This window comes from Arthrobacter sp. P2b (assembly GCF_900168295.1).
GTDB lineage: Bacteria > Actinomycetota > Actinomycetes > Actinomycetales > Micrococcaceae > Arthrobacter.
In genome coordinates this window covers 13984-39921 of the sequence record NZ_FVZL01000023.1, presented here as the reverse complement: position 1 = coordinate 39921, position 25938 = coordinate 13984, and the positions used below count along the sequence as shown (strand labels likewise).

General features: G+C 65.7%; 21 protein-coding genes. 5 read left to right on the top strand and 16 right to left on the bottom strand.

All coding sequences use genetic code 11. The features are described 5' to 3' along the window. The first annotated feature begins 6 nt into the window (after positions 1-6). Positions 7-1809 (top strand): phosphomethylpyrimidine synthase ThiC, encoded by a 1803-nt coding sequence (thiC, locus tag B5520_RS20745; protein ID WP_303048446.1) that lies wholly within the window; start codon positions 7-9, stop codon positions 1807-1809. Between the two features lie 71 nt (positions 1810-1880). Here thiC and B5520_RS20740 read toward each other — a convergent pair whose 3' ends face one another. Together B5520_RS20740 and ffh are read right to left on the bottom strand one after the other, a co-directional pair. Then, positions 1881-2615, bottom strand: a complete 735-nt coding sequence (locus tag B5520_RS20740; protein WP_079598957.1) for an alpha/beta hydrolase — start codon at positions 2613-2615, stop codon at positions 1881-1883. A 101-nt stretch (positions 2616-2716) separates the two neighbouring features. Continuing rightward, the gene (gene ffh / locus B5520_RS20735) at positions 2717-4300 is read right to left on the bottom strand and encodes a signal recognition particle protein (protein ID WP_079598956.1); all 1584 of its coding nucleotides are present in this window, start codon (positions 4298-4300) and stop codon (positions 2717-2719) included. 84 nt (positions 4301-4384) lie between these two features. On the opposite strand from ffh, the gene B5520_RS20730 reads away from it, so the two are divergent. Continuing rightward, positions 4385-5794, top strand: a complete 1410-nt coding sequence (locus tag B5520_RS20730; RefSeq protein ID WP_079598955.1) for a glucose-6-phosphate dehydrogenase — start codon at positions 4385-4387, stop codon at positions 5792-5794. Positions 5795-5910: 116 nt separating this feature from the next. Here B5520_RS20730 and B5520_RS20725 read toward each other — a convergent pair whose 3' ends face one another. Together B5520_RS20725 and B5520_RS20720 are read right to left on the bottom strand one after the other, a co-directional pair. After that, complete coding sequence (locus tag B5520_RS20725; RefSeq protein WP_015937412.1) at positions 5911-6249, bottom strand: P-II family nitrogen regulator; 339 nt, start codon at positions 6247-6249, stop codon at positions 5911-5913. Continuing rightward, complete coding sequence (locus B5520_RS20720; RefSeq protein WP_079598954.1) at positions 6246-7610, bottom strand: ammonium transporter; 1365 nt, start codon at positions 7608-7610, stop codon at positions 6246-6248. The genes B5520_RS20725 and B5520_RS20720 overlap by 4 nt, the downstream gene beginning before the upstream one ends. Positions 7611-7836: 226 nt before the next feature. On the opposite strand from B5520_RS20720, the gene B5520_RS20715 reads away from it, so the two are divergent. Next, complete coding sequence (locus B5520_RS20715) at positions 7837-9078, top strand: MFS transporter (RefSeq protein ID WP_079598953.1); 1242 nt, start codon at positions 7837-7839, stop codon at positions 9076-9078. A 31-nt stretch (positions 9079-9109) separates the two neighbouring features. Here B5520_RS20715 and ftsY read toward each other — a convergent pair whose 3' ends face one another. The 7 genes from ftsY to coaD form a co-directional block, all read right to left on the bottom strand. Then, positions 9110-10315 (bottom strand): signal recognition particle-docking protein FtsY, encoded by a 1206-nt coding sequence (ftsY, locus tag B5520_RS20710; protein WP_079598952.1) that lies wholly within the window; start codon positions 10313-10315, stop codon positions 9110-9112. Between the two features lie 83 nt (positions 10316-10398). Continuing rightward, entirely contained in the window at positions 10399-13986 is a 3588-nt protein-coding gene (gene smc / locus B5520_RS20705) for a chromosome segregation protein SMC (protein WP_079598951.1), read from the bottom strand. A gap of 171 nt (positions 13987-14157) precedes the next feature. Further along, the gene (gene mutM, locus B5520_RS20700; protein WP_079598950.1) at positions 14158-15129 is read right to left on the bottom strand and encodes a bifunctional DNA-formamidopyrimidine glycosylase/DNA-(apurinic or apyrimidinic site) lyase; all 972 of its coding nucleotides are present in this window, start codon (positions 15127-15129) and stop codon (positions 14158-14160) included. A 5-nt stretch (positions 15130-15134) separates the two neighbouring features. Next, positions 15135-15863, bottom strand: a complete 729-nt coding sequence (gene rnc / locus B5520_RS20695) for a ribonuclease III (protein ID WP_079598949.1) — start codon at positions 15861-15863, stop codon at positions 15135-15137. Positions 15864-15884: 21 nt separating this feature from the next. Then, a complete protein-coding gene (rpmF, locus tag B5520_RS20690; protein ID WP_009356569.1) occupies positions 15885-16088 on the bottom strand; it encodes a 50S ribosomal protein L32 in 204 nt (67 codons plus the stop codon). Positions 16089-16124: 36 nt separating this feature from the next. Beyond that, the gene (locus tag B5520_RS20685) at positions 16125-16649 is read right to left on the bottom strand and encodes a YceD family protein (protein ID WP_079598948.1); all 525 of its coding nucleotides are present in this window, start codon (positions 16647-16649) and stop codon (positions 16125-16127) included. A 122-nt stretch (positions 16650-16771) separates the two neighbouring features. Continuing rightward, positions 16772-17272: a pantetheine-phosphate adenylyltransferase gene (coaD, locus tag B5520_RS20680; RefSeq protein WP_079598947.1), complete on the bottom strand. Its 501-nt coding sequence runs from the start codon at positions 17270-17272 to the stop codon at positions 16772-16774. Between the two features lie 43 nt (positions 17273-17315). On the opposite strand from coaD, the gene B5520_RS20675 reads away from it, so the two are divergent. Both B5520_RS20675 and B5520_RS20670 read left to right on the top strand, forming a co-directional pair. Next, the gene (locus B5520_RS20675) at positions 17316-18545 is read left to right on the top strand and encodes an aminotransferase class I/II-fold pyridoxal phosphate-dependent enzyme (protein WP_254865655.1); all 1230 of its coding nucleotides are present in this window, start codon (positions 17316-17318) and stop codon (positions 18543-18545) included. Beyond that, positions 18545-19333, top strand: a complete 789-nt coding sequence (locus B5520_RS20670) for a spermidine synthase (RefSeq protein WP_079598945.1) — start codon at positions 18545-18547, stop codon at positions 19331-19333. The genes B5520_RS20675 and B5520_RS20670 overlap by 1 nt, the downstream gene beginning before the upstream one ends. A 43-nt stretch (positions 19334-19376) precedes the next feature. Here B5520_RS20670 and rsmD read toward each other — a convergent pair whose 3' ends face one another. The 5 genes from rsmD to B5520_RS20645 all read right to left on the bottom strand — a co-directional run bounded on the left by rsmD (position 19377) and on the right by B5520_RS20645 (position 25845). Continuing rightward, positions 19377-20006, bottom strand: coding sequence for a 16S rRNA (guanine(966)-N(2))-methyltransferase RsmD (rsmD, locus tag B5520_RS20665; protein WP_079598980.1), 630 nt, complete (start codon positions 20004-20006; stop codon positions 19377-19379). 42 nt (positions 20007-20048) lie between these two features. Further along, positions 20049-22322, bottom strand: a complete 2274-nt coding sequence (locus tag B5520_RS20660; RefSeq protein ID WP_079598979.1) for an ATP-dependent DNA helicase RecG — start codon at positions 22320-22322, stop codon at positions 20049-20051. Next, positions 22312-23298, bottom strand: a complete 987-nt coding sequence (locus B5520_RS20655; RefSeq protein WP_079598944.1) for a DAK2 domain-containing protein — start codon at positions 23296-23298, stop codon at positions 22312-22314. The genes B5520_RS20660 and B5520_RS20655 overlap by 11 nt, the downstream gene beginning before the upstream one ends. A gap of 22 nt (positions 23299-23320) precedes the next feature. Further along, positions 23321-24271, bottom strand: a complete 951-nt coding sequence (gene thiL, locus B5520_RS20650) for a thiamine-phosphate kinase (RefSeq protein WP_254865656.1) — start codon at positions 24269-24271, stop codon at positions 23321-23323. 206 nt (positions 24272-24477) lie between these two features. Next, positions 24478-25845: a hypothetical protein gene (locus B5520_RS20645; RefSeq protein ID WP_139386286.1), complete on the bottom strand. Its 1368-nt coding sequence runs from the start codon at positions 25843-25845 to the stop codon at positions 24478-24480. Between the last annotated feature and the right edge of the window lie 93 nt (positions 25846-25938).

The following is a 25938-nucleotide window of genomic DNA, read 5'->3' as shown; positions in this document are numbered from 1 at the left end:
CCTGCCCTGAATCAGTCCCGCGAAAGCCTTGCCGGTGGGGCGGCGGAAGGCCAGGTCACCCAGTCCCTGACGTCGCATTCGCTGGCGTTCATCGAAGACGCAGAGTCGGGAATCCGGGTACCCGTAACGGAAATTGCCCTGGAGCCTTCCCCCAACGGGGAACCGAACGAGCCCTTCCGGACCTACCGGACGGCCGGACCGGGCAGCGATCCGGTTCGCGGCCTCAGCCCCTTCCGGTCCGAATGGATCGTGGCGCGGGGCGACACCGAAGCGTACGGCGGCAGGGAGCGGAACCTGCTCGACGACGGCCGCTCGGCTGTCCGCCGCGGCGCAGCCTCCGCCGAGTGGCAGGGGGCCCAGCCGGTGCCCCGCCGCGCCGTCGAGGGCGAGACGGTAACGCAGATGCACTACGCCAGGCAGGGCATCATCACCCCCGAGATGCGCTTCGTGGCGCTGCGCGAGAACTGCGACGTTGAGCTGGTCCGCAGTGAAATCGCGGCCGGCCGGGCCATCATTCCCAACAACATCAACCATCCCGAGTCTGAGCCGATGATCATCGGTAAGGCCTTCCTGGTCAAGATCAATGCCAATATCGGCAATTCGGCCGTCACCAGTTCCATTGCCGAGGAAGTGGACAAGCTGCAGTGGGCCACCCAGTGGGGGGCCGACACCGTGATGGACCTGTCCACCGGCGATGACATCCACACCACCCGGGAGTGGATCATCCGCAACTCCCCCGTCCCGATCGGCACCGTGCCCATCTACCAGGCATTGGAGAAGGTCAACGGGGAAGCCAATGCGCTGACCTGGGAGATTTTCCGCGACACCGTGATCGAGCAGTGCGAGCAGGGTGTGGACTACATGACCGTGCATGCCGGCGTCCTGCTCCGGTATGTTCCGCTGACCGCCAACCGGGTCACGGGCATCGTCTCGCGCGGAGGCTCCATCATGGCAGGCTGGTGCCTGGCCCACCACCAGGAAAACTTCCTGTACACGCACTTCGACGAGCTGTGTGAAATCTTCGCCAGGTACGACGTCGCGTTTTCCCTCGGCGACGGCCTGCGGCCGGGAGCTACGGCGGATGCCAATGACGCCGCGCAGTTCGCGGAGCTGGACACGCTGGCCGAGCTCACCCAGCGGGCCTGGAAATACGACGTGCAGGTGATGGTCGAGGGCCCGGGGCACATTCCGTTCCACCTGGTCCGGGAAAACGTCGAACGGCAGCAGGAACTCTGCAAGGGAGCACCGTTCTACACACTCGGGCCGCTGGTCACTGACGTGGCTCCCGGTTATGACCACATCACGTCCGCGATCGGCGCCACGGAAATCGCCCGGTACGGCACGGCAATGCTGTGCTACGTCACGCCGAAGGAACACCTGGGCCTGCCCAACAGGGACGACGTGAAAACCGGTGTCATCACCTACAAGATCGCCGCCCACGCCGCCGACCTTGCCAAGGGCCACCCGGGGGCGCACGAGCGGGACGACGCGCTGTCCAAGGCACGCTTCGAGTTCCGCTGGCGGGACCAGTTTGCGCTGTCCCTGGACCCGGTGACGGCCGAGGCTTTCCACGACGAGACGCTCCCCGCGGAACCGGCCAAGACTGCCCACTTCTGCTCGATGTGCGGGCCAAAGTTCTGCTCCATGCGGATCAGCCAGGACATCCGGGACGAATACGGGTCCGCCGAGGCGCAGGCGGCCCTGGCCGAGGCGGCTTCAGGCATGCGCGCGAAGAGCCGGGAGTTCATGGCCGCTGGGGCCAAGGTGTACCTGCCGGAGCTGAACGTTCCGGCAGCGGGACGTAGCTGACTCCCCTCGAGTTTCCCATCCGGCCGGCAATTGGGGGCCGGCCGGACGGGAAGGCTGCGTGCTGGCCGGGGTCAGGAAGCCCTGGCAGGCTCGGTCCTGCTGACCTCGCTGATGAAGGAGCGGATGGCGCGGTCGCCGTCCCGTGAGTCGTGGGGCCGGTGGCCCCCGGCAGCAACGCGGTGCAGGGCGCCCGTCTCACGGAGGTAGCCGGCGATCTCCTCATAGAGGGGCTCCCATCCTCCGGTCAGGACCAGGGTGGGGACGCCCGGAACGATGTGCAGCGGTGCCTCCCACGACGGTGATTGCAGCCGCAGCCGCCTGGCCGAGCGCTTCTCCTCGGCAGTGACCGGCTCCTGGAGGTCCGTGGCGTAGACCCGCCGGACGAACTCCCGCTGGAAATCCTCGTCGCTGAGTTGGCGGCGGACGTCGAACAACGGCTGCATTAGGCGGATATGGGCCGCTGTGGCCGGCAGTTCCGCTGTAAGGGAGAGGCACGCCGGCTCCACGAGGGTCAGCGAATAGACGAGGTCTGGCCGTTCGACGGCGGCCATCATGGCGGCGATGGCCCCTTGTGCATGAGCTACGATGTGTCCGCCCGCGGCACCGCGGCCGTCGTCGGCCAGGGACCGCAGCACGATGGCCGTGTCCTCGGCGAAGGAGGACTCCACGGGTTCGGCGACGGGATCGTACCCGTGGCGGCGCAGGAACAGTGCGTCGTAGGACAGCGCCATACCGTGTTGGCGCGGCCAGGCCGCGGCGCCGAAACTTCCGGCGCCGTGCACGAACACTACCCTCTGCTTGAACATGACCCAACCCTATTCCACGGCACCGGCAACCCCTGCAAACGGCAGCAGGTGTCGTTTTGAGCCCTCAAAACGACACCTGCTGCTACCTGGTCGGGATGCTGTTACTTGCCGAGGAACTTGTCGAAGCCCTTGGGCAGGTTCAGCTGGGACGGATCGAAGTCGCCCCCCTGCTGGCCGAAGGCCGCGCCGGTGGGCAGGGCCTTGGCTGCATTGGCACGCCGTGCTTCGGCGTCCTTGCGCTCCTGGGCGGCCTTTGCAGGGTTGCCCGACTTTGCCTTCTTCTTCGGTGCGTTCTTGGCGTTCTTCCGGGCTCCGCCGCCCGCCCCGGGCATTCCGGGCATCCCGGGCATTCCCGGCATGCCGCCCTGGGCCATCTTCTTCATCATCTTCTGGGCCTGGGCGAATCGTTCCAGGAGTCCGTTGACCTCGGAAACGTGCACACCGGAGCCGCGCGCGATGCGGGCGCGGCGGGACCCGTTGATGATCTTGGGCGCAACGCGCTCGTGCGGTGTCATGGAGCGGACAATCGCTTCCACGCGGTCGATCTCGCGCTCGTCGAACTGCTCCAGCTGCTGGCGGATGTTCTGCGCGCCGGGCATCATCATGAGCATCTTCTTCATGGAGCCCATGTTGCGGATCTGCTGCATCTGGGCCAGGAAGTCGTCCAGGGTGAAGTCCTCCTGGTCGGCGAACTTCTTCGCCATCCGGGCAGCTTCATCTTTGTCCCAGGACTTTTCGGCCTGCTCGATGAGCGTGAGGACATCGCCCATGTCCAGGATGCGCGAGGCCATCCGGTCCGGGTGGAACAGCTCGAAGTCGTCCAGGCCCTCGCCGGTGGAGGCGAACATCACGGGCTTACCGGTGACCGACGCTACGGACAGGGCGGCACCACCGCGGGCGTCGCCGTCGAGCTTGGAGAGGACGATGCCGGTGAAGTTGACGCCTTCGTCGAAGGCGTGCGCCGTGTTCACGGCGTCCTGGCCGATCATGGCGTCGATGACGAACAAGACTTCGTTGGGCACGATGGCGCGGCGGATCTGGCGTGCCTGTTCCATCATGTCGGCGTCAACGCCGAGGCGGCCCGCGGTGTCAACGATGACGACGTCGTGCAGCTTCTGGCGGGCTTCCTCGACGCCGGCACGCGCCACCGCCACGGGGTCACCCGCAGGGTGCTCAAGTTCGGACGAGGTGGCACCCGGGTGGGGCGCGAACACCGGCACGTTGGCGCGCTGGCCCACCACCTGCAACTGGGTGACGGCGTTGGGTCGCTGCAGGTCACATGCCACCAGCATGGGGCTGTGGCCCTGCGCCTTCAGCCACTTGGACAGCTTGCCGGCCAGGGTTGTCTTACCGGCACCCTGCAGGCCGGCCAACATGATGATCGTGGGGCCGTTTTTGGCCAGCCGGATGCGGCGGGTCTCGCCGCCGAGGATCTCCACGAGTTCCTCGTTGACGATCTTGACGATCTGCTGGCTCGGGTTCAGTGCGGCCGATACCTCGGCGCCCAGGGCGCGTTCGCGGACCCGCCCCGTGAATTCCCGGACAACGGGGACTGCAACGTCGGCGTCCAGAAGGGCGCGGCGGATCTCGCGGACTGTTGCATCGACGTCGGCCTCGGTGAGGCGGCCTTTGCCGCGGAGATTCTTGAAGGTTGCTGTCAACCGGTCAGAGAGTGAATTGAACACGCGCCGTGCACTTCTTTCAGTGGATGATCGGGACTCGACTATCTAGGGTACCAAGTCGGGCACCCAAGATGGCATGCTGGCAAAATGACGAGCCAAACAACTGTAAGAACCCTGCTCATCCTCGGTGCCTCCGGCGATCTCACCGGCCGGCTCCTCCTGCCCGGGCTGGCGCGGCTGGTGGCGAAGGGCCGCGCCGCAGGGCTGCGGCTCGTCGGGGCGGGATCTGATCCGTGGACCCCGGAACAGTGGCGGGAGAGGGTGCATTCGTCATTCGCCGCTGCAGCTGACGCTGCCGCCGCCGAGGGACAGGAAGCGCTTCAGGCGCTCGAAAAGGAAACTGTCTACCATCAGCTGGACGTCACCGCCGGCGGCGGCCTTGCCGCACTGCTGCGCAGCCTCGAGGGGCCCGTGGCCGTCTATTTTGCGCTCCCCCCGAAGATCAGCCAGCTCGCGTGTGAGGCCTTGCAGCCCGAGGACGTCCCGGACGGGACGCGGCTGGTAATGGAGAAACCGTTCGGGTCGGGCGAGGAATCCGCACGGTCCCTTAACCGGACCCTGGTCCGCCTTGTTCCGGAGGACCACATCCACCGGGTTGACCACTTCCTGGGCAAGGCCACCGTGCTGAACATCCTGGGCCTGCGCTTTGCCAACAACTTCCTTGAGCCCGTCTGGAACCGCCACCACATTGAAAAGGTGGAAATCATCTTTGACGAGGACCTGGCCCTGGAAGGGCGGGCGCGCTACTACGACGGCGCCGGCGCCCTCCGGGACATGATCCAAAGCCACCTGCTGCAGATCATGGCCCTGATGGCCATCGAGCCACCGGCCACCGTGGGCGAGCGGGACCTGCGCGACGCCATCTCCGCCGTTCTTCGGGCCAGCAGCGTCCGTGCCCCCTTCGCCGCCTCCACCCGCAGGGCACGCTACACCGCAGGCTCTGTGGCAGGAAAGGCGGTGCCGGACTACGCCAGGGAGGAGGGAGTGGACGCGGACCGCGGAACCGAAACCCTCGCGGAGATCCGGATAGGGATCGACAACTGGCGCTGGAAGGATGTCCCGTTCGTCCTGCGGTCCGGCAAGGCTTTGGGTGCCAAGCGCAAGGAAGCCGTGGTCACGTTCCGCCCGGTCCCCCACCTGCCCAAAGGCTTCACAGGCGTGGACTCCCCAAACCAGCTGCGGATCGGCTTCGGCCCGGATACTTTGCAGTTCGACGTCGATGTCAACGGCCCCGGAGACATCTTCAGCCTGAGCCGGGCCACCCTTCAGGCCGAACTGAGTGCCTCCGAACTCCTCCCCTATGGCGAAGTCCTGGAAGGCGTGCTGGCCGGTGACCCCCTGCTGTCTGTCCGCGGCGACACCGCGGAGGACTGCTGGCGGATTGTTGAGCCGGTGCTTCTGGCCTGGCAGCGCAACGACGTCCCGCTTGAGGAGTACGACGCCGGTTCGGCCGGGCCCGCTTCCTGGCCTACCGCAGGTGCTGACAGCGGGTCCTGAGGACCGGGCGGACGACTTACGGCCCTGCGCCATTAACGACAGAGCGGGCAGGAAACCTTCCGGTTTCCTGCCCGCTCCTGCTTTGCTTTTCAGGTTGCGGGAGAAGACGCTCCGCCCTAGATGGCGGCGACTCCCCGTTCACCGGTCCGGACCCGGACGGCTTCGAAAACGTCCATGGTCCAAACCTTGCCGTCACCGGCACGGCCGGTGTTGGAGCTGGCGATGATGACGTCCAGGATGTCGTCAGCCTGTTCGTCCGTGGCCAGCACCTCCACCCGGATCTTCGGCAGGAGGTCCACGTTGTACTCTGCACCGCGGTAAACCTCGGTGTAGCCCCGCTGCCGGCCGTAACCGCTGGCCGCGCTGACCGTCAGGCCCTGTACGCCGTAGGCTTCCAGTCCTTCCCGGATGGCTTCGAGCTTTTCCGGCCTGACGATAGCAGTAATCAGTTTCATGCCCCCACGCTTTCCTTGCCTGTTGCTGATTCGTTCTTCTGGGCAGCCGTTGCGGGCTGGTCAGAGGTTTCCTGCTGGTTCTTGCCGGTGATCATGTCGTGCAGCGGCTGGAAGCTTCCACCGTGGCCGCCCACACCGAACTCGTAGGCGGTCTCGGCGTGCAGGCTGAGGTCCACACCCACCGTTTCCTGTTCCTGCGAGACGCGGAAGCCCATGGTCTTGTGGATGGCGAAGGCGATGATCGCGGTCAGGATTGCCGAGTACGCGATGGCGATGCCTGCCGCTGCCAGCTGTGCCCACATCTGGGTCATGCCGCCGCCGTAGAAGAGGCCGCCGCCCACGCCGTCTGTGGGCAGTGCGATGAAGCCGAGGGCAACGGTGCCGATGATGCCGGACACGAGGTGGACGCCTACAACGTCGAGCGAGTCGTCGAAGCCCCAGCGGAACTTCAGGCCAACAGCCAGGGCAGAGGCGACACCGGCCACGACGCCGAGGCCAAGGGCACCGACAGGGCTGACGTTGGCGCAGGCCGGGGTGATGGCCACCAGGCCGGCGACCACGCCGGAAGCGGCGCCGAGGGAGGTGGGGTGTCCGTCGCGGATGCGTTCGGTGACGAGCCAGCCGAGCATCGCCGCTGCGGGAGCCGCGAGCGTGTTGACCCAGATGACGCCGCCCTGTTCAGCAGAGGAGGCAAGGCCGCCGTTGAAGCCGAACCAGCCGAACCACAGGATGGCTGCTCCGAGCATCACGAACGGGATGTTGTGCGGGCGGTGGTTGGGGTCCTTGCCGAAGCCCTTGCGGTTGCCGATGATCAGGACGAGGATCAGGGCCGCCACACCGGCGTTGATGTGGACGACGGTGCCGCCGGCGAAGTCGATGGCCGGGCCGAGGGCCTGGCCAATCGCGCCTTCCTCACCGAAGAGGCCGCCACCCCACACCATGTAGGCGAGCGGGCAGTACACGAGGGTCACCCACACGGGCACGAACACGGACCAGGCGCCGAACTTGGCGCGGTCAGCGATCGCACCGCTGATCAGGGCCACAGTGATGATGGCAAAGGTGGCACCGTAGCCGACAAGGATAAGGCCGTCCGGCGTGTCTGCCGTGTTGACTCCCTCGAGACCAAAGCTGGTGAACGGGTTGCCGACGATCTGCAGGAAGCCATCACCGCCCGTCATGGAGTAGCCCCACAGTACCCACACAACGCTCACGATGCCGATGGAGATGAAGCTCATCATCATCATGTTGAGTGCTGCCTTGGCACGGGTCATGCCGCCGTAGAAAAATGCCAGGCCAGGTGTCATAAACAGCACAAGTGCTGCCGCCACCATGAGCCAAACGTGACCTGCGGTAAGTTCCATGGTGCACGTCCTCTCTCATCGAATGTTGCGGAATGCTCCGCCTGCCAACGCCTTTTTGCGTCCTGTAAAAATTGTGTCGGCGGCGTGTTTCGCCCGGAGAGGATTTAGATTGCCGCTCTGTTACAAGAACCTCTAGGAAGTAAATGGTGCATATCCGGGTTGTTACGGTTGTGTTTCACCACTCCCGCCGGACCCCGGCCGCACTCTCTGCAAGGAACTCCGCTTCATGACTGCAGCACCCCGCGTGAGCGGCGCCACATCAAGGATTTTGGCGCGCCTTCGGCCGCGACGGGACAAGCTCCCGCGCGACATCAAGGTGATGCTCGCCGCCGCGTTCCTGATCGCGCTTGGATTCGGGCTTGTTGCGCCCGTATTGCCGCAATTCGCCACAACCTTTGGCGTGGGAAACACCGAGGCGGCGGTGATCGTGGCGATTTTTGCCTTCATGCGGCTCATTTTTGCTCCGGCAGGCGGAACCCTGATCGGCCGGCTGGGCGAACGGCCCGTTTACGTGGCGGGCCTGCTGATTGTGGCCGGGTCCACGGCGGCGTGCGCCTTTGCCCAGGACTACTGGCAGTTGCTGCTTTTCCGTGGACTGGGCGGTGCCGGTTCCGTGATGTTTACCGTCGCATCCATGGCTCTGGTGGTCAGGCTGGCCCCGCCGGAGAGCCGGGGCAGGGTGTCCGGCGCCTATGCGTCGGCGTTCCTGATCGGCAACGTCTGCGGTCCGATCGTGGGCGGCCTTTTGGCCGGTTTCGGGCTGCGGATCCCATTCCTGGCCTACGCCGGCGCCCTGGTGATCGCCGCAATCGTGGTGCAGACCCAGTTGAGCCACCAGCGCCGCGGGTCCAGGGAGTCCCGGGACAAGGCGCCGGACATGCGCTTCGGGGAGGCGCTGGGGACCGGAGCCTACCGGTCAGCCCTGTTTTCCAGCTTCGCCAACGGGTGGGCCACCTTTGGAGTCCGCATGGCCACCGTTCCCCTGTTTGCTGCCGCTGCGTTCGGCTCCGGCCCCGAAGCGGCGGGGCTGGCACTGGCGGTCTTTGCCGCCGGTAACGCCGCCGCCCTGACGTTTTCCGGTCGCCTGGCCGACAGCTTGGGACGCAAACCCATGATGATCTGGGGCCTGCTGGTGGCCGGTCTCGCCACCGCCGGCATCGGCTTCACGTCAGACCTCGGCTGGTTCCTGGCCGCTTCAGCGGTTGCCGGCATCGGCTCCGGGCTGTTTGGCCCTGCCCAGCAGGCCGCCGTCGCCGACGTGATCGGCAGCGGGCGTTCCGGCGGGAAGGTGCTGGCCGTCTACCAGATGACGTCCGACGTCGGCGCGATTGTTGGGCCCGTCCTGGCGGGCGTGCTTGCCGACCGGCTGGGCTTCGGCTGGGCCTTCGGTGTCACCGGCGGCATCATGCTGGTGGCCGCGTTCACCTGGCTCGCCACCCGGGAGACCCTCCAGTCAGCCAGGCCCTAGGAACCGGCCGGGCGCAGGACCGATCCGTAGCTCAGTTCAGCAGCGCGTCCACAAAGCCCTCGGCCTCGAACGGGGCAAGATCGTCCGCGCCCTCGCCCAGGCCGATCAGCTTCACCGGAACGCCGAGGCTCTTCTGGATGGCAACGACGATTCCACCCTTGGCCGTCCCGTCCAGCTTGGTCAGGACGATGCCGGTGATGTTGACAACCTCGGAGAATACCCGTGCCTGGTTCAGGCCGTTCTGGCCGGTGGTGGCGTCCAGGACGAGCAGCACCTCATCAACTTCGGCAAGCTTTTCGATGACGCGCTTGACCTTGCCGAGCTCGTCCATCAGGCCGACCTTGTTCTGCAGGCGTCCGGCGGTGTCGATCATCACGACGTCCACTTCCTGGTCAATGCCTGCCTTGACGGCTTCGTAGGCCACCGAGGCGGGGTCGGCGCCGTCAATGTCGGACTTGACGGTGGGGACGCCAACACGCTGGCCCCACGTGGCAAGCTGCTCGGCGGCTGCGGCGCGGAAGGTATCGGCGGCGCCCAGCAGGACGTCCTTGTCTTCGGCCACCAGTACGCGTGCCAGTTTGCCCACGGTGGTGGTCTTTCCCACACCGTTCACGCCCACCACCATCATGACGGCGGGCTTGTCGGCGTGGCGCTGGACGTTGAGGCTGCGGTCCATGGTGGGGTCCACCAGCTTGATGAGCTCCTCGCGAAGCAGTTTCTTGACGTCCTCCGGGGTCCGGGTGCCCAGTACCTTGACCCGCTCGCGCAGGGCATCCACCAGCTGCATGGTGGGCTCGGTGCCAAGGTCTGCCAGAAGGAGGGTTTCCTCTACTTCGTCCCAGACGTTTTCGTCGATTTTGTCGCTGGAGAGCAGCGCCAGCAGGCCTTTGCCCATGATGTTGTTGGAGCGGACCAGCCGCTCCCGCAGGCGCATGAGCCGGCCCGCCACGGGCAGCGGGGTTTCCACCGGAATGACTTCCAGCCCGGCGGCGGTGTCGGGAACAGTCGTGGCGTCCAGGTCATCGAGGGCAATTTCCTCCGGTGCCTTCCGGTCCGCAACCGCCGGGCCGTCAGCCACCAGGGTGCTGCCGCCGGACTGGATTTCCGGATCGTTGGCGTCACGGGTGCCCGGGTACCTGGTGATGTTCTTCCGAGTCTTCAGCAGGACAGGAATCAGCCCGCCGATAACCGCCAGGGCAGCAACAATGGACAGGATAATGGGAAGGATGTCATTCACTCCCCTAGCTTCTCACAAACGGAACAGGCGTTTTGGGCGGCATAGGACGCTTGACCTGCCCCGACGCCCCCGGGATCCCGTGCCTATACCTCGGCGCCGAGCCGCTGACTGATCACGGTGGAAACGCCGTCACCCCGCATTGTGACGCCATAGAGGGCGTCCGCCACTTCCATGGTGCGCTTCTGGTGGGTGATCACAATGAGCTGGCTGGATTCCCGCAATTCCTCGAAGATGGTGATGAGCCTGCCGAGGTTGGTGTCGTCCAGGGCGGCCTCCACCTCGTCCATCACATAGAACGGGGACGGCCGCGCCTTGAAGATCGCCACCAGCAGTGCCACTGCGGTCAGCGACCGTTCACCGCCGGACAGCAGCGAGAGCCGTTTGATTTTCTTGCCGGCGGGGCGGGCCTCCACCTCGATGCCCGTGGTGAGCATGTCCGCGGGATCCGTGAGGACCAGCCGTCCCTCGCCGCCGGGAAAGAGCCGTTCGAAGACCCTGACGAACTGGGCCTGGGTGTCTTCGAAGGCTTCCGTGAAGACCCGCTGGACCCTGTCATCCACTTCCTTGATGATGTCCAGCAGGTCCTTGCGGCTGGCTTTGAGGTCCTCAAGCTGTGTGCTGAGGAACTGGTGCCGCTCTTCCAGCGCGGCGAACTCCTCCAGCGCCAGGGGGTTCACCTTGCCGAGGCTGGCAAGATCCCGCTCGGCTTTCCGCAGGCGCTTCTCCTGCTCCGGGCGGTCGTAGGGCTTGCCCTCCCTGATCTCCTCCCCGCCGGCATCAACGGGCGCGCGAAGGGCGGCCCATTTGTCGGCGCTTTCGTCCGCGGGAACCGGAACAGGCACGTGAGGCCCGAACTCGTCCACCAGGGCGTCGGGGGTGATCCCCAGTTCATCAACGGAGCGCGTCTCCAGCGCCTCGATCCGTGCGCGCTGTTGGGCACGGGCCAGCTCGTCCCGGTGCACGTTGTCCGTAAGGTCGGAAAGCTCCCGGGCCAGCGCCTCATTCGCGTTCCGGATTTCCTTCAGCCCCCGGTCCCGCAGCTCGCGGTTCTCCTCGGCGAGGTCCCGCTCGTGCCGTGCAAGGTCAACGGAGATGTCCACGTGGCGGAGTGCGAGGCCTACGGCTGCCGAAACTGCCGCTGCGCGCCGGGCCTGGACGCGACGGCGGCGGGCCCGTTCGGCCGCTTCCTCGCGGGCCCGGCGTTCCGTGGCGGCAGCACGTTCCAGCGATGCCACGCGGTTGCGGGTGGCAGAGAGCTGTTCCTCCGCGCTCCGCAGGGACAGCCGCGCCTCCACTTCGGCGGCGCGGGCCTGGGACGCCGTCCGGGCCAAAGCGTCCCGGTGTTCAGTTGACGGCTCCTGCTCCAGGGGCACCTCCTGCGCCGCCGCCAGGCGGGCAGCGACCGCGGCGAGCGCTTCTTCCTCCGCCACAACGTTTGCCTCGGCACGGACCAACGAAGCCGCCAGCCTGTCACTTTCGCCGACGGCGCTGCGCAGCAGGGAGTTAAGGTGGCCGAGGCGTTCCGCCACTGCCGCGAGCCTCGCGTCGGACTCGTGGAGCTTGTCCAGGGCCGCGTCGGCCCGTTCCTGCGCCTCGGCGCGCCTGGCTTCAGCGCCTGCCAGGGCGAACCTGTTTTGTTCCATCGCGGTGGTCACCGCCGAAAGCTGTCTGTCGGCGTCGTCCACGGCGGCCTGGACTTCAAGCAGTGACGGCGTCTTGGCCGAGCCTCCCGTGACTGACAGGGCCGTGAAAATGTCCCCTGCGCGGGTAACGGCCGTGAGGCCGGGCTGCGCCGCCACCAGTGCGGCGGCGCCTTCAATGTCGGGAACGACGGCGGTACGGGACAGCAGGTGCCTGACCAGTGCCAGGGACCTGCCGTCGCCGGACACCAAGGCCGCGGCCCATTGGGCGTCCCCGTGCAGGTCAGGCAGGGTTGTGTCCTGCAGGTCAGCGCCCGCCGCGGAAGCGATGAGGACTGCCGCCCGGCCGGCGTCGTCGTCCTTGAGCCGCTGCAGTACCTCGGCGGCCGTAGCGGGATCCCGTACAACAATCGCCTCCGATGCCTCCCCCAGGGCGGCGGCGACCGCCGTTTCGAATCCGGACTCCACCGTGAGTTCCGCGGCGAGGCTTGCGTGCACGCCGGGGATTCCGGACTGCAGGACGTGCCTGGCGCCGTCCTTGCGGTCCAGCCCAAGCTTTAACGCATCCCGGCGGGCTGCCAGGGCGTCACGCTTGCGGATCCCCTCGTTGATGGCTGCCTTCAGGTCGGAGATTTCGCTGAGGACGCCGTCCAGGGCAGCACTTGCGGCCTCGTAGTCGGCATCGAGCGATTCCTCGCCCTCTTCAACTCCTGCCACCTGGTTTTCCAGGGCTGTGAATTCGGCCTGTGCGCGGGCACGGCGCTCGGCACCGGCGGCCACCGATTCCCGCAGCCTGCCCAGCTCGGCCTGCGCGGATTCGACCCGCGACCTGGCCGCCGCCACTTGTCCTGCCAGGCGGGCCAGGCCCTCGCGCCGGTCCGCCACGGCCCGCAGTTCCGCGGTAAGCCGCTGATCTTCGGCATGGGCATCCCGTTCGGCCTGGACCTTTGCGGCCGTGGCGGATTCCAGGGCGTCCCGCCGGTCCAGGATGGACCGTTCGAGTTCGGCAAGCTCCTCGCGGACACGCGCGGCCTGGCGTTCCAGCTGTTCCGGATCCCGTCCCGGGGGTGGTGCGGAATCCACGGACCCGAGCAGGCGGCTGCGGTCCCCGGCGAGCGAACCGAGGGAACGAAGCCGCTCCCTCGCCGCCGACAACCGGTACCAGGTATCCCTGGCGGCGTTCAATGCCGGCGTGGCCTCCGCCGCCAGCTGCTCAAGCGTTGCCTGCTGCCGGCGGCCCTCCTCCAACTCCTGGTTGACCACCGTCCGCCGGGCCTTGAGAGCCTCTTCGTCCGCCACATTCTGTTCCAGCGCAAGCTGCAGCTGGACAAGGTCGTCAGCCAGCAGCCGGGCGCGGGCGTCCCGGACGTCAAACTGGACGCGCTGGGCCCGGCGGGCCACCTCGGCCTGCTTGCCCAGCGGTGTGAGCTGGCGCCGTATTTCGCCGGTGAGGTCGGAGAGGCGCTGGAGATTGGCCTGCATCGCCTCGAGTTTGCGGACCGTCCGTTCTTTGCGCCGGCGGTGCTTGAGGATGCCGGCCGCTTCCTCGATGAAGCCCCGCCGGTCCTCAGGCGTGGCATGCAGGATGCGGTCCAGCTGTCCCTGCCCCACGATGACGTGCATTTCCCGGCCGAGGCCCGAATCGGACAGGAGTTCCTGGATGTCGAGCAGGCGGCAACCTGCGCCGTTGATGGCGTACTCGGACCCGCCCGTGCGGAACAGGGTCCTGGAGATGGTGACTTCGCTGTATTCGATCGGCAGGGCACCGTCGGTGTTGTCGATGGTCAGCGAAACGTGGGCCCTGCCAAGGGGCGGCCGGCCCGATGTGCCGGCGAAGATCACATCCTCCATCTTGCCGCCGCGGAGGGTTTTGGCGCCCTGCTCGCCCATCACCCAGGCCAGCGCGTCCACCACGTTCGACTTGCCGGAACCGTTCGGGCCGACTACGGCAGTGACGCCCGGCTCAAAGTCGAAGGTGGTGGCGGACGCAAAAGACTTGAACCCCCGGACGGTGAGGCTTTTGAGGTGCAAGGCGTTTCGGATCTCCTGAGTGGCTGTAGCGGCTGCTTTCGCAGACCCTAAATCTACTTCGTCTCCGGCCAAAATACGGGATTCCCACGGCTTCCGCCCTGCACTCCGGCGGCCCGGTTCGCGCCGTTCACCGGACCACCGCCAGGGATCGCGTCCGTACTTGGGGAGTGGCTACCAGTGTCCGTTGCGGGGACGGGGCTGGCAGACCGGGCAGGTGCGCGATGAGCGGTTCATGAACTGCTCACGGCGGATCGTGGCGTGGATTCCGGCGGCCGCGCAGCGCTTGCAGGGCTCGCCTTCGCGGCCGTAGGCGTTGAGGGACCTGTCAAAGTATCCGGAGGCCCCGTTGACGTTCACGTAGAGGGAGTCGAAGCTGGTGCCGCCTGCTGCAAGTGCATCGAGCATCACCTCGCGGGCGCTGCTGACCACTCTTTCGGCTTCACCCCTGCGCAGTGTCTCGGTGGGCCGGGCGAAGTGCAGCCGCGCCCGCCACAGTGCCTCGTCAGCGTAGATATTACCGATGCCGGACACCAGGCCCTGGTCCAGGAGAGCGCGTTTAAGCCCCGTTTTGCGCTTCCGCAGCCGGCGGTAGAAAAGGTCGAAAGAGAAAGCCGGGTCCAGCGGGTCCCGGGCAATATGCGAGGCCTCTTCCGCAATCAACGGGACGGGAGTCTCGGCCAGGCCGCCCGGGCCGCCGTCGTCCGTGGGCACCATGGCCGTGACGAACAGGCCACCAAAAATCCGCTGGTCCACAAACCGCAGCTGTTCGGGCATCCCGTCACGGGCGCTGAGCCGGAACCGGACTTTGAGATGCTTTTCGTCCGGAACCCGGCTGTCCTGCATGAGGAGCTGGCCGCTCATGCCCAGGTGCGCCATCAGCGCGACAGCAGGCCGCATGAAGGCGTCGGGGGTAGCCCCCTCCTGAGCGTGGGAGTTGTCCGAAAGCGGCAGCCAGAGGAATTTGCCCCGGCGTACAACGTCGGTCACCGTGGTGCCTTCGAGGTTCCCGATGAAATCCCTGACCCCGAGGGAGTGGCGGCGGACTGACCGCGGGTCCAGTACATCAACGGCCTCGATGCTCCGGCCGCGGACCCAGCTCACCAGGCCGCGGCGGACCACTTCCACCTCGGGGAGTTCCGGCACGGCGGCTACTTGGCTGCTACGGAACCGGTGGACTTGCCGGATGCGTCAGAAGGACCTGTTCCGGAAAGGGCGCGCCAGGCATCGGCTGCGGCTTCCTGCTCGGCTTCCTTCTTGGAGTGTCCGGAGCCCTTGCCGCAGGGCTTGCCACCGATGTTCAAGACTGCCGTGAAAGTCCGGGCATGGTCCGGACCCGCACCGTCCACAGCGTAGTGGATGGTGCCCAGCTGGCGGCTGGCGGCAAGCTCCTGGATGCTGGTTTTCCAGTCTGTCCCCGCACCGAGCACGGCCGCGTCCTTCAGCAGGGGCCCGATGAGCCTCATGACAAGCTGGCGGGCGGTCTCGATATCGTTTGACACATAGGTGGCACCGATCAGCGCCTCCATGGTGTCGGCCAGGATGGACGCCTTGTTCTTGCCTTCGGTGAGCTTCTCGCCCTGCCCAAGGTAGATGTAGTCGCCAATTCCAAGGCTGCGTCCGATGTTTGCCAGCGCGCGTGTGCTGACCACGGCTGAGCGACGCTTTGCCAGGTCTCCCTCGGGAAGGTCCGGGTTGTCCCGGTAGAGGGCATCAGTAACGGAGAAACCCAGGATGGAGTCGCCGAGGAATTCCAGCCGCTCATTCGTGGGAATGCCGCCGTTTTCGTAGGCGTACGAACGGTGTGTGAGCGCAAGACGAAGCGTCCCGGCGTCAATAGTGACACCGAGACGCTTCAGAAGCTCTTCAGTTGAAGACATCAGGTCAGCCTTAGTGGCCGATTAGACGTCAGCGACCTTGCGGCCCTTGTACTCAAGGAACAGCGCAGTGCCAGCAGAGTCGGTGACGACCTTAGCCTGGTGCGGCAGGCTGTAAGTAACCTGGCCGTTCTCAACGGTCTTCACCAGGTGGGGGGCGGTCGCCTTCCACTGCGAGCGGCGGGCGCGGGTATTCGAGCGAGACATTTTCCGCTTGGGAACAGCCACGGCTAACTCATTTCTCTCTAGACAAACACGTACAAATCAATTTTGCCGGTCAGGCTTAGCCATATCAGCTAGGGCAGCCCAGCGAGGATCCAAGACCTCGTGGTGGTGCCCCGGCTCGTCTTCCAGGCGAACTCCACATTCGGAGCAAAGACCCTGGCAGTCTTCCCGGCACACCGGCTGGAACGGCAGGTTGGTGACAACCGCGTCCCGCAACACCGGTTCAAGATCGATTACATCGTGCTCGACTCGACGTTGCTCTTCATCATCTTCTTCGTCCGAAAGCTCAACACCTTCATAGAAGAAAAGTTCTTGCACATTGACCTCAAGGTCATACGCAAGGGGATCCAGGCATCGACCGCACTCACCGGTTACTTCCGTGAGGACGGTTCCTGATACCAGAATTCCTTCGTGTACGGCCTCAAGCCTCAGATCCAGCTCGACATCCGAGCCTACCTGAACACCAATGAGCGCCACACCAAGGTCACTTGGTGCGGGTACATGTTCCTTCAGTGTCCGCATGCTTCCCGGGCTGCGCCCGAGGTCCTTGACGTCGAACGCCAAGGGCGAACCAGCATCTCTTTTAATGAGAACTCCTGTTGAACATATGACCGACGTACCATCTTAGCCTGAAGAGTCGCGGGGACTCAAACCGGCGGCCGGCGGCGCCGAAGTACCGGACCAGCCTACCGCCTCGGCAGCTGATCCTGTGCAGGCTCGCCAGTCAGCATCCTCCGTTGGACGGATCTTGGGACGTACTCCGACACGCTGCCGCCAAGGGCTGCCACCTCTTTGATCAGGGTGGAGGACAGGTGGACATAGTGGGCCTCGGCCGGCAGGAAGACTGTTTCCACGCCGCTCAGCTGCCGGTTCATGGTGGCCATAGGCAGCTCGTAGTCGAAATCCGAGGACGACCGAAGCCCCTTGACGATGGCCGACACACCGCGCTGGCGGCAATATTCGGCCAGCAGGCCCTCCCCCACCGGCTCAACCACGATGCCTTTGAGCGAAGCGAGGGTCTCGCGTGCCATCTCCAGCCGCTCGTCCAGGGTGAACCTGTACTTTTTGGCGTAATTGGTGGAAATCGCGACGATGACTTCGTCAAAGAGTCCGGCCGCCCGTGCGATGACTTCAAGATGGCCGTTGTGGATGGGGTCGAAGGATCCTGGGCAGACAGCTCGTCTCATGCTCCGAACCTACCCCATGAAAAGCCCGGGATACCATGACTGGATGCATCCTCCACGGGAACTTTCCCCGCCCCTGGCTCCTGCTCCCTGGCAGCGCGCCGCGCTGGGCGCCAACCTCCTGGCACCTGACGGCAGCCTGGGTGTCACCATCTTCGAAGAGATGACCGGTTTGGCCCTCCAGACCGGCGCCATCAACCTCGGCCAGGGCTTTCCCGACGAGGACGGGCCGCTGGAGATCCGGGAGGCAGCCCGTGCCGCGATATCTGCCGGAGCAAACCAGTACGCGCCCGGCAAGGGCCTCCCGCAACTGCGCGAAGCCGTCGCCGCGCACCAGGAGCGCTTTTACGGGCTCACGATCAACCCGGACACAGAGGTCATCGTCACCACCGGCGCCACGGAAGGTATCGCAGCAGCCCTTCTCGCGTTTGCCGGTCCCGGCGACGAGGTGCTGACCTTTGAACCCTTCTACGATTCCTACGGAGCGGTGATCGGCCTCGCCGGCGCCACCCACGTGACGGCGCCGCTGCTTGCCCCGGATTTCCAGCCGGACATGGCAGCCCTTGAGGCTGCCTTCAGCGAACGGACCCGCGTGGTGCTGCTGAACAATCCGCACAACCCGACCGGTGCGGTCTTTCCCCGGAGCGTGCTTCAGCGCGTGGTGGACCTCGCCCGGAAACACGGCAGCATCATCATCACCGATGAAGTCTATGAACACCTCACGTTCGGTGTTTCCCATCTGCCGGTGGCATGCCTGCCTGGCGCAGCGGAGCGGACAATCACCATCTCATCCGCCGGAAAGACCTTTTCCCTCACCGGCTGGAAAATCGGCTGGCTCTCAGGTCCCGCGGAGCTCGTTGCTGCTGCCCGCACCGTGAAGCAATTCCTCACCTACAGCTCCGGGACGCCGTTCCAGGCAGCCATCGCTGCGGGGCTGGCACTGCCAGACGCTTTTTACACGGGCATCGCCGCGGACCTGGAGCATAAGCGCAACATCCTCCGCCAGGGACTGGCCGCCGCCGGGTTTGATGTGTTTTCCCCGCAGGGTACCTACTTCATCAATGTGGACACCGCCCCTCTGGGCATCGAAGACTCCGTTGACCTGGCCAGGCGGCTTCCGGCCCTGGTTGGCGTGGCCGCAATCCCGGTCCCGGTGTTCTGCCATCCGGAGGGCGCCGCCAGGACGCGCAGCCTGCTCCGTTTCGCCTTCTGCAAAAGGACCGAAGTTCTTGAAGAGGCCGCGGAACGGCTTGCCACGCTCAGCGGAAGGCTCTGATGGCCGCCAGGAGCCAGGGGCAGGCGGCACGGTTCCTGCAGACCACGGGCCAGCATGCCTCCATCGAATCGGACGCGTTCACCGAGGGCAGCTATGTGCTCAGCATTGGCGGTTTGGAGCAGTCGCACGTAAATCTTTCCCACCCCGAAGAGATCTTTTACGAATACCTCCGGCGGATCGGGCATCTGGTGGACCTCGCAGCGCCTCCCGGAGTCCCTGTGAAGGCACTCCATCTCGGGGCAGGGGCGCTGACGCTGGCGCGCTACATCCAGGCGACCCGGCCTGGGTCGCAGCAGTACGCAGTGGAGCTGGAGCGTGAGCTGCTGGACTTTGTCCTCGGCCAGCTTCCGCTTCCGGAGGGAACGGACCTGCGGACCATCACGGGCGACGCCCAGGAGGCACTCGGTGAGCTCGACCCCGGCCTGATGTTCGACGTCGTGATCCTGGACATCTTTTCCGGGCCCGAGGCCCCGGCCCATATTGCCAGTGCGGAGTTCTACCGGGAGGTGCGGGCACGGCTTGGCCCGCGGGGCGTGCTGGTGGTCAATGTGGGCGACGAGCCGGGCCTGACGCTGGTCCGCAGCCAGGTGGCGGCGATGCGGCAGGCGATGGCTGATGTGGCCGCCTTTGCCGAAGCAGGGATGTTCCAGGGACGCTATCCGGGCAATATCATCCTGGCCGGAACGCAGGTGCCGTGGCCGGAGGAGTGGTCGGCGGAACTCGCCGCCCGCGGCCCGCACCCGGCAAAAGTGCTGGCAGGAGTGGATTTGGACCCGCTGGCGGGATAACCGTGTGGAATGTGGCCCGGCCGGGGTGGCTCCCCGGCCGGGGCTAGTACCCGGATCCTTCCGGTTCTGCCACCGCCGGAACGTCATCGCTGTCGATGGCGTCGGGGACGAAGGGCTCCGCGAACCACAGCCTGGTTTCGCCGTATTTCTTTTCCGCGAACCGTGCCAGGGCGCCGGGCCATTGCGGTTCAGGGGAACGGGACGAGCGTTCCACCACCACCACCGCCGCCGGTGCCAGGTGGGCGGAAAGCTTCTGGAGGACGGCGGCCAGCGCCTCCTCCTCCAGCGGATACGGCGGGTCGACGAATACGAGGTCCCAGGTGTCGTCGGGCGCCGCGCGGTCCAGGAACGGCTCGACCTTGGAACGGTGCACCGTGACGGCTTTGCGGCCGAGGACGCCATTGATGAGGTCGGCGTTCCGCTGGCAGACAGCGCTGGCCTTGGCGTCAGACTCCACGAGTTCCACCGTCCGGGCTCCACGGCTGCCGCTCTCCACCCCCAGCGAACCCGACCCGGCGTAGAGATCGAGCACGCGGGCGCCTGCGACGACGTCAAAGGCGTCAAGGCGGGAGAAAAGGGCCTCCTTTACCCGGTCGGTAGTGGGCCGCGTCAGGGAGCCCGGGACCGCTGACAGAGGGGTGCCGCCGGCGGCACCCGCGACGATCCTGGTCATGTGCTCCACCTGAATCCACTGCCGCGCACTGCGGCCTCCTGCTTAACCGCGCTCAAGGAACGCCTCCTTCTCGGGGTTGAGGTACTTATTAATGGCATCCGCGAGTTCCGGGTGGCTGGACAGGAAGGGATCCTTCCCCACGATGTCCTGCGCGTCCTCCCGGGCCCGGGCGATGACGTCCTCGTGTTCCAGAACACGCAGCAGTTTCAGGGTGGAACGCCCGCCGGACTGGGAGGCACCCAGGATGTCACCCTCACGGCGCAGCTTCAGGTCCTCCTGCGAAAGGATGAACCCGTCCGTGGTCGCAGCCACTGCCTCCAGCCTTCGCCGGCTGGGATGAGCGGGCTCCAGGGCCGTAACCAGCAGGCATGTTCCGGGCAGGCCGCCGCGGCCCACGCGCCCCCGGAGCTGGTGCAGCTGGGAGATGCCAAACCGGTCGGCATCCAGGATCACCATAAGCGTTGCGTTATGCACGTCGACACCCACCTCGATCACCGTGGTGGACACCAGCAGTTTGACGCTGTTGCCGACGAACCCTGCCATGGTGGCGGACTTGACCTCAGGATCCTGGCGCCCGTGGAGGGGAGCCAGCGGGACGCCGGCGAGGGACGGTTCGGTCGAAAGGTGCTCGACGACGGCAGCCACCGATGCGAGTTCGCGTGACGCGTCGTCCGACTCAAGGCCGGGCGGTTCGGCTTCGCCCGGGCTGAAATCGCCGTCGTCGTCCGTGCCGATTTTGGGGCAGACGACGTACACCTGGTGACCGGCGTCAATCTCCTCGCGGGCGCGGGCCCAGATGCGCCCTGCCCAGGCCGGGTTCTCGGAGAGGCCCACCAGATGCGTGGTGATGGGAGCCCTGCCCTTCGGAAGCTCGTCGAGGGTGGATGTCTCCAGGTCACCGAAGACGGTCATGGCAACAGTGCGGGGAATGGGCGTGGCAGTCATGACCAGCAGGTGCGGGGGCTTTCGGGCCTTGGCACGAAGGGCATCGCGCTGCTCCACGCCGAACCGGTGCTGCTCGTCCACCACGATCAGTCCGAGATCGTAGAACGACACATTGTCGCTGAGCAGGGCGTGGGTGCCGATCACAATCCCTGCCGTCCCGGACGCCGCGTCCAGCATGGCCTGCTTGCGCGCCGCGGTGGGCATGGACCCGGTCAGGAGGGTGACCTGGACGGATGCGCCGTCTGGTCCGGCAAGCCCGCCGAGCAGGCCGTCCCGGGAGAGCGGTCCGAGGGTGCGGCGAATCGAGTCATAATGCTGGGCGGCGAGGACTTCCGTGGGTGCCAGGAGCGCCGCCTGGCCCCCCGCGTCAACCACCTGCAGCATGGCCCGCAGAGCCACCACCGTCTTGCCCGAGCCCACCTCCCCCTGCAGCAGCCGGTTCATGGGGGTATCCTGGGCCAGTTCCGCGGCGAGCGTCTTCCCGACGGCGGCCTGCCCGTCTGTGAGCGTGAAGGGAAGGCTTCTGTCGAAAGCGGCCCGGACCCCGTCTGCCACCGGCCGGCGGGCGGTGGCTTCTTCCGAGGCGAGTTGGGCCCGGCGCCGGGCGAGCGCGGACTGCAGGACCAGGGCTTCGTGGTACCGGAGCCGTTCCCGGGCCCTCTTCCAGTCTGCGGCAGTCTCCGGCGCATGGATGAGCCGGTAGGCCTGGGCCAGGGACAGGAACTTCTCCCGCTCGGCAACCTTGGGCGGCACCGGGTCCGGAAGCGAAGCGAGGTCCACGGTCTCAAGCAGTGTTGTAATGACCTTCTGGATCTTCCAGCTGGGAAGTTTTGCGGTGGCGGGGTACACCGGAATAGGCATGGCCGCCAGCTTCTCCGGATCCTGGCCGCCGTCGCTGAACGGGTCCTCGTCCAGGACATGGAAATCGGGGTTCGTGAGGCCCAGGACACCGTTGAAGCTGGTGACCTTGCCGGAGAACAGTGCACGGCGTCCCTGCAGCAGTTCGGCCTTGGCCCGGTATCCGTTGAAAAAGCTGATCTTGAGTGTCCCGGGGACCTTGCCCCGGTAATCCGTCCCGCCTACCACCCTGAGGCCTGCCTTGCCGTCGTCGTCCGAAACCACGACGTCGGTGATGCTGCCGCGGCGCGCCCGCATGGTGCGGGTGCTGCTGGACAGGACCCGGGCGATCAGGGTGACCTCCTCATCGCGCGGGATTTCGCTGATCGGCGTCAATTCACCGCGGGTCAGGTACCGGCGGGGAAAGTAGTTCAGCAGTTCTTCCACCGTGGTGATGCCCAGGTGCTTCTCGATGACGGCGGCGGAACGTTTTCCGATGCGGCGTTCCAGGCCCAGGTCCAGCTCAGCGTTCATGCCCACTGGAGTTCACTGCGTCCGTGTCCGGATCACGCGGCAGCGCGAGTTCGCTGATGCTGATCTGGGAGGGTTCCCCCAGGGATCTGATGATAGCGACGGCGGGGTCGGGGTCGGGGACGTGGACGTGCACCCGCCACCGGTAGTTCCCGTCGGCATCCATGCCGCTCCCCACCTGGCTCATGATGACCGACTCGCCGATCTCGTCCAGCCGTTGCCGGAGTGTGGCGGCATTCAGGGGTGAAAGGCTGATGGTGCACATGACCTCCACACCGTCGTCGTCCGGCATGTCGGTGTGAATGTGCGGATCGGCGACGTCATAACCGTGGAGGCCGTCAAGGAGTTCGCTCTGCAGTTCCTCGCCCAGTACCGCGGAGCGTAGGCAGTCAAGGATCAGGAGCATTCCCACTCCGCCGGCGTCCACCACATGCGCGCTGGTGAGTGCGTCAAGCTGGTCCTCGGTGTGGATAACGGCCGTGAGTGCCGCTTCGACGGCGGCGTCCAGCACAAGGCCCAGGGCGTGGTTGCTGTCATCTCCGTTTTGCCCGGCATCCACGGCCGCTGCTGCGCGTGCCGCAGCTTCCATCACGGAAAGCATGGTGCCTGGAACGGGGTCGCTGAGGGCGGACCAGGCACGGATCTGGGCCCGGTTCAGGGCCGCGGCCAACAGCGTGGACGTCAGCCGGGTATGGCCCGCGAGCGGTTCGGCAGCGGCGCACAGGAACACAGAGAACAGCGTGCCGGAATTTCCCCTTGCCTCTTCGAGGGCGGCCTGGCCGGCTGTGGCCAGCACGGCGCCGACGTCCATCTGGACCGGCTGGTCTCCGCTGGTGGCAAGGGCCCGGGCCGCGGCACGTACCGTCAGGTAGAGGTTGGTTCCTGTGTCCCCATCCGCCACCGGGAAGATATTGATGGCATTCAGGCGGTCGCTGTGGTTGCCCAGGGCCGTCTCAGCCTTGCCCAACCACCTCTTCATCGCTTGCGCGTTGGCGGCAACCTTAGTGTGCAAAGTGATCCCATCCCCCGGTGTCCGCGGACCGGCCCGCAATCATGACGCCCGGGCCTTCATCGATTCCCAGTGCTTGTACCGAGCCTATCGCAGTGAATCCCGCAGGCAGCTGGAAGCCCGGCGGGAATGTGGCGAGGAGTCCGTGGTCCTCGCCGCCGCCCAGCACCCATCCCGCTGCGTCCATGCCCAGCAGCTCCGCTGCCGGATGCAACACCGCTGCCAGGCGCGCCAAGTGTCCGGGGTCGAGGTCGATGCCGACATTGCTGGCAACCGCCATGCGCCGGCCATCGCGCAGCAGTCCGTCCGAAACGTCCAGCATGGCTGTCGCTCCGGCTTTCCTGGCGGCCGGCCCTGCGGCGAGCGGTGGCCGCGGCCGGCACTGGAGGTCAAGGAAGACGCGCTGCTCCGGGGTGAGGAGCTCCACGTTCACGGGGGATTCAAGAAGGGCCAGGCCTGCAGCGGCATGCCCGGCAGTGCCTGCAAACGCCAGGATGTCACCCGGGCGCGCGCCGGAGCGGAGGACCGCCTCTCCCCCATGAAGGGTGCCCACCACGGCCACGGTGACAGAGATTTCACGCCCGCGGCCCAGGTCGCCGCCCGCCACCGAGCAGCTGTCCGCCCCGAGTTCCCTGATGCCCGCTGAAAGGCCGTCCGCCACGCCTTCAACCCAGCTGACGGGGGTGTCCGGCGGCAAGGTGAGGCTCACCACCATGGACGTTGCCGTTGCCCCCATGGCGTTGATGTCGCTGAGGTTTTGCGCTGCCGCTTTCCACCCCACGTCAAAGCCGGTGGTGCGGTAGCCATTGGACCAGCGAAGGCGGAAGTCCTGGTCTTCAACCTGGGTGTCAATGCTGATGACAGTCTTTCCGTCAGGGGCAGCCACCACGGCGGCGTCGTCCCCTGGGCCAAGGAGGGTGGCTGCGGAGTGGGCCCCTGCCATGGAAAGCCGGGGAAAGATCCGGGCCAGCAGTTCGGCTTCGGAGAGGTCAGCCACGGCCGGCGGCTTTCCCGGTCCGGACCCGTCCGGTCCGGCCTGGCCTGCGGATATCCCGTCAGTGCGGGTCTGTTCACTGCTGCTCATGGGCTTTTCTGGCACGGCACTACGCTACAGCGCGGCACCGACATTGAGGCCCCGAGTCGGCTTAGCTACTTGTCCGGTAGGAGCCTGCAAGGAACAGCTACCTGCCAGTTTGCCGGCGTAACGGGGATAACCGCCTCAGTCAGCGACGGGTCCGTGGCGCACTGGACGGTAGCGGTCTGGACACCTGTCATCCACTCGGGGCCGGTTTGCCGGACAGGCGTAGCCTGCAGGTAGCTGTTGGAGAGAAAGACCGCCAGCAGGACAGGCGCGAGGTACTTGGTCTTGTTTGGGCCGATTATCCCTTTGTCTTCCGCCACTGCGCAGGCTATGGGAACCAGTGCGAGCAAGAACATGGAGGGTGCGGCCGCGTAGCGGAAAAACGTGAATTTTGACAGCCAATCATCTTTGGAAAAGTTGGCGAAATCGAGTTCCGGTGACGGATTGAGTACCGTTGCGGCAGCCCAGCAGGATGCAGCGGCGGCGAGGGCATACAGGGCAGTCACCTTCCACTGTGCCCGACCGTACGTCACGATGTACGCGAGCAGTCCGAAAATGACGATGACGGGAATGGCCACAGCAAACCCACCGAATGTCACAACATTGAGTGCCATTGTGTCCGCATCCGTCTCCCAGATGGATCCAACCGGCTGCAGGAGGAACCCGTAGATGACTGACAAAGGGTCCATCGAATCGAGACGGGGAGCTTCGGAGTAACGCGGGTTTGCGACTGTGGCCAGAAACTGCAGGCCGATGCCAAGAATGAGCGCGGACGGCGCGGCATAATTCTTCCTTTTGACTATCTCCCAGATCGCCAATGGCAGGAAGATTCCTACGATAATTTCAGTCGTGGCAGCTGCCAGCGTGGCAACAAAAAGGACGGCACGCACGGGCCAGGTGCGGGGCTCAAAAATCAGCAGCCATGGGCAGAGCCAGAGCAGATACCAATGGAGGTTTGCCGCGTTTCCCAAAACTTCAAGCGGCCCAACAGGTATGAGGACCGGGATGAGGGCCACCATCAGGCGATAGCTTTTGTGCTGGAAAAGCTGCCCGGACAAAAAGTACGTGCCTGTTGCTATGGCTGCAACCGTTATGCAACTGAGGAAAGTAACAAGCATCGCATACGCCTCGATGGGGCCGGCTGTGTAGGCAATGGCAGATACAACCCGCGGAATCGTGTGAAGGTAACCCGCGTACGGCTCAACGATGCTTTGCCAGGACCCGACGGATATCGTCTCGGCCAGGAAAACAGCGGCATCCTCGGCCCAAAGAGTGCCGCGGGATACTTCAGGAAGGCGGAACCACGTCACAAAGGTTAGCCCTATCACCGCCGCCGCCACGCTCACGGCCCTCAGACTGCGTACACGGTAGGACCGTTTGGCCTTTTTCTCTGGATCCAGCCGGTGGCATGGCGCAGCAACAGCAGTGTTATTCATGATGGAACCAGCTTATAAGGAGAAGAAACCGACACGGGCCACGCGCTAGTCGGGCGAAGTGGAACACAGGAGCCAGCCCATGGGCTTGGCCGT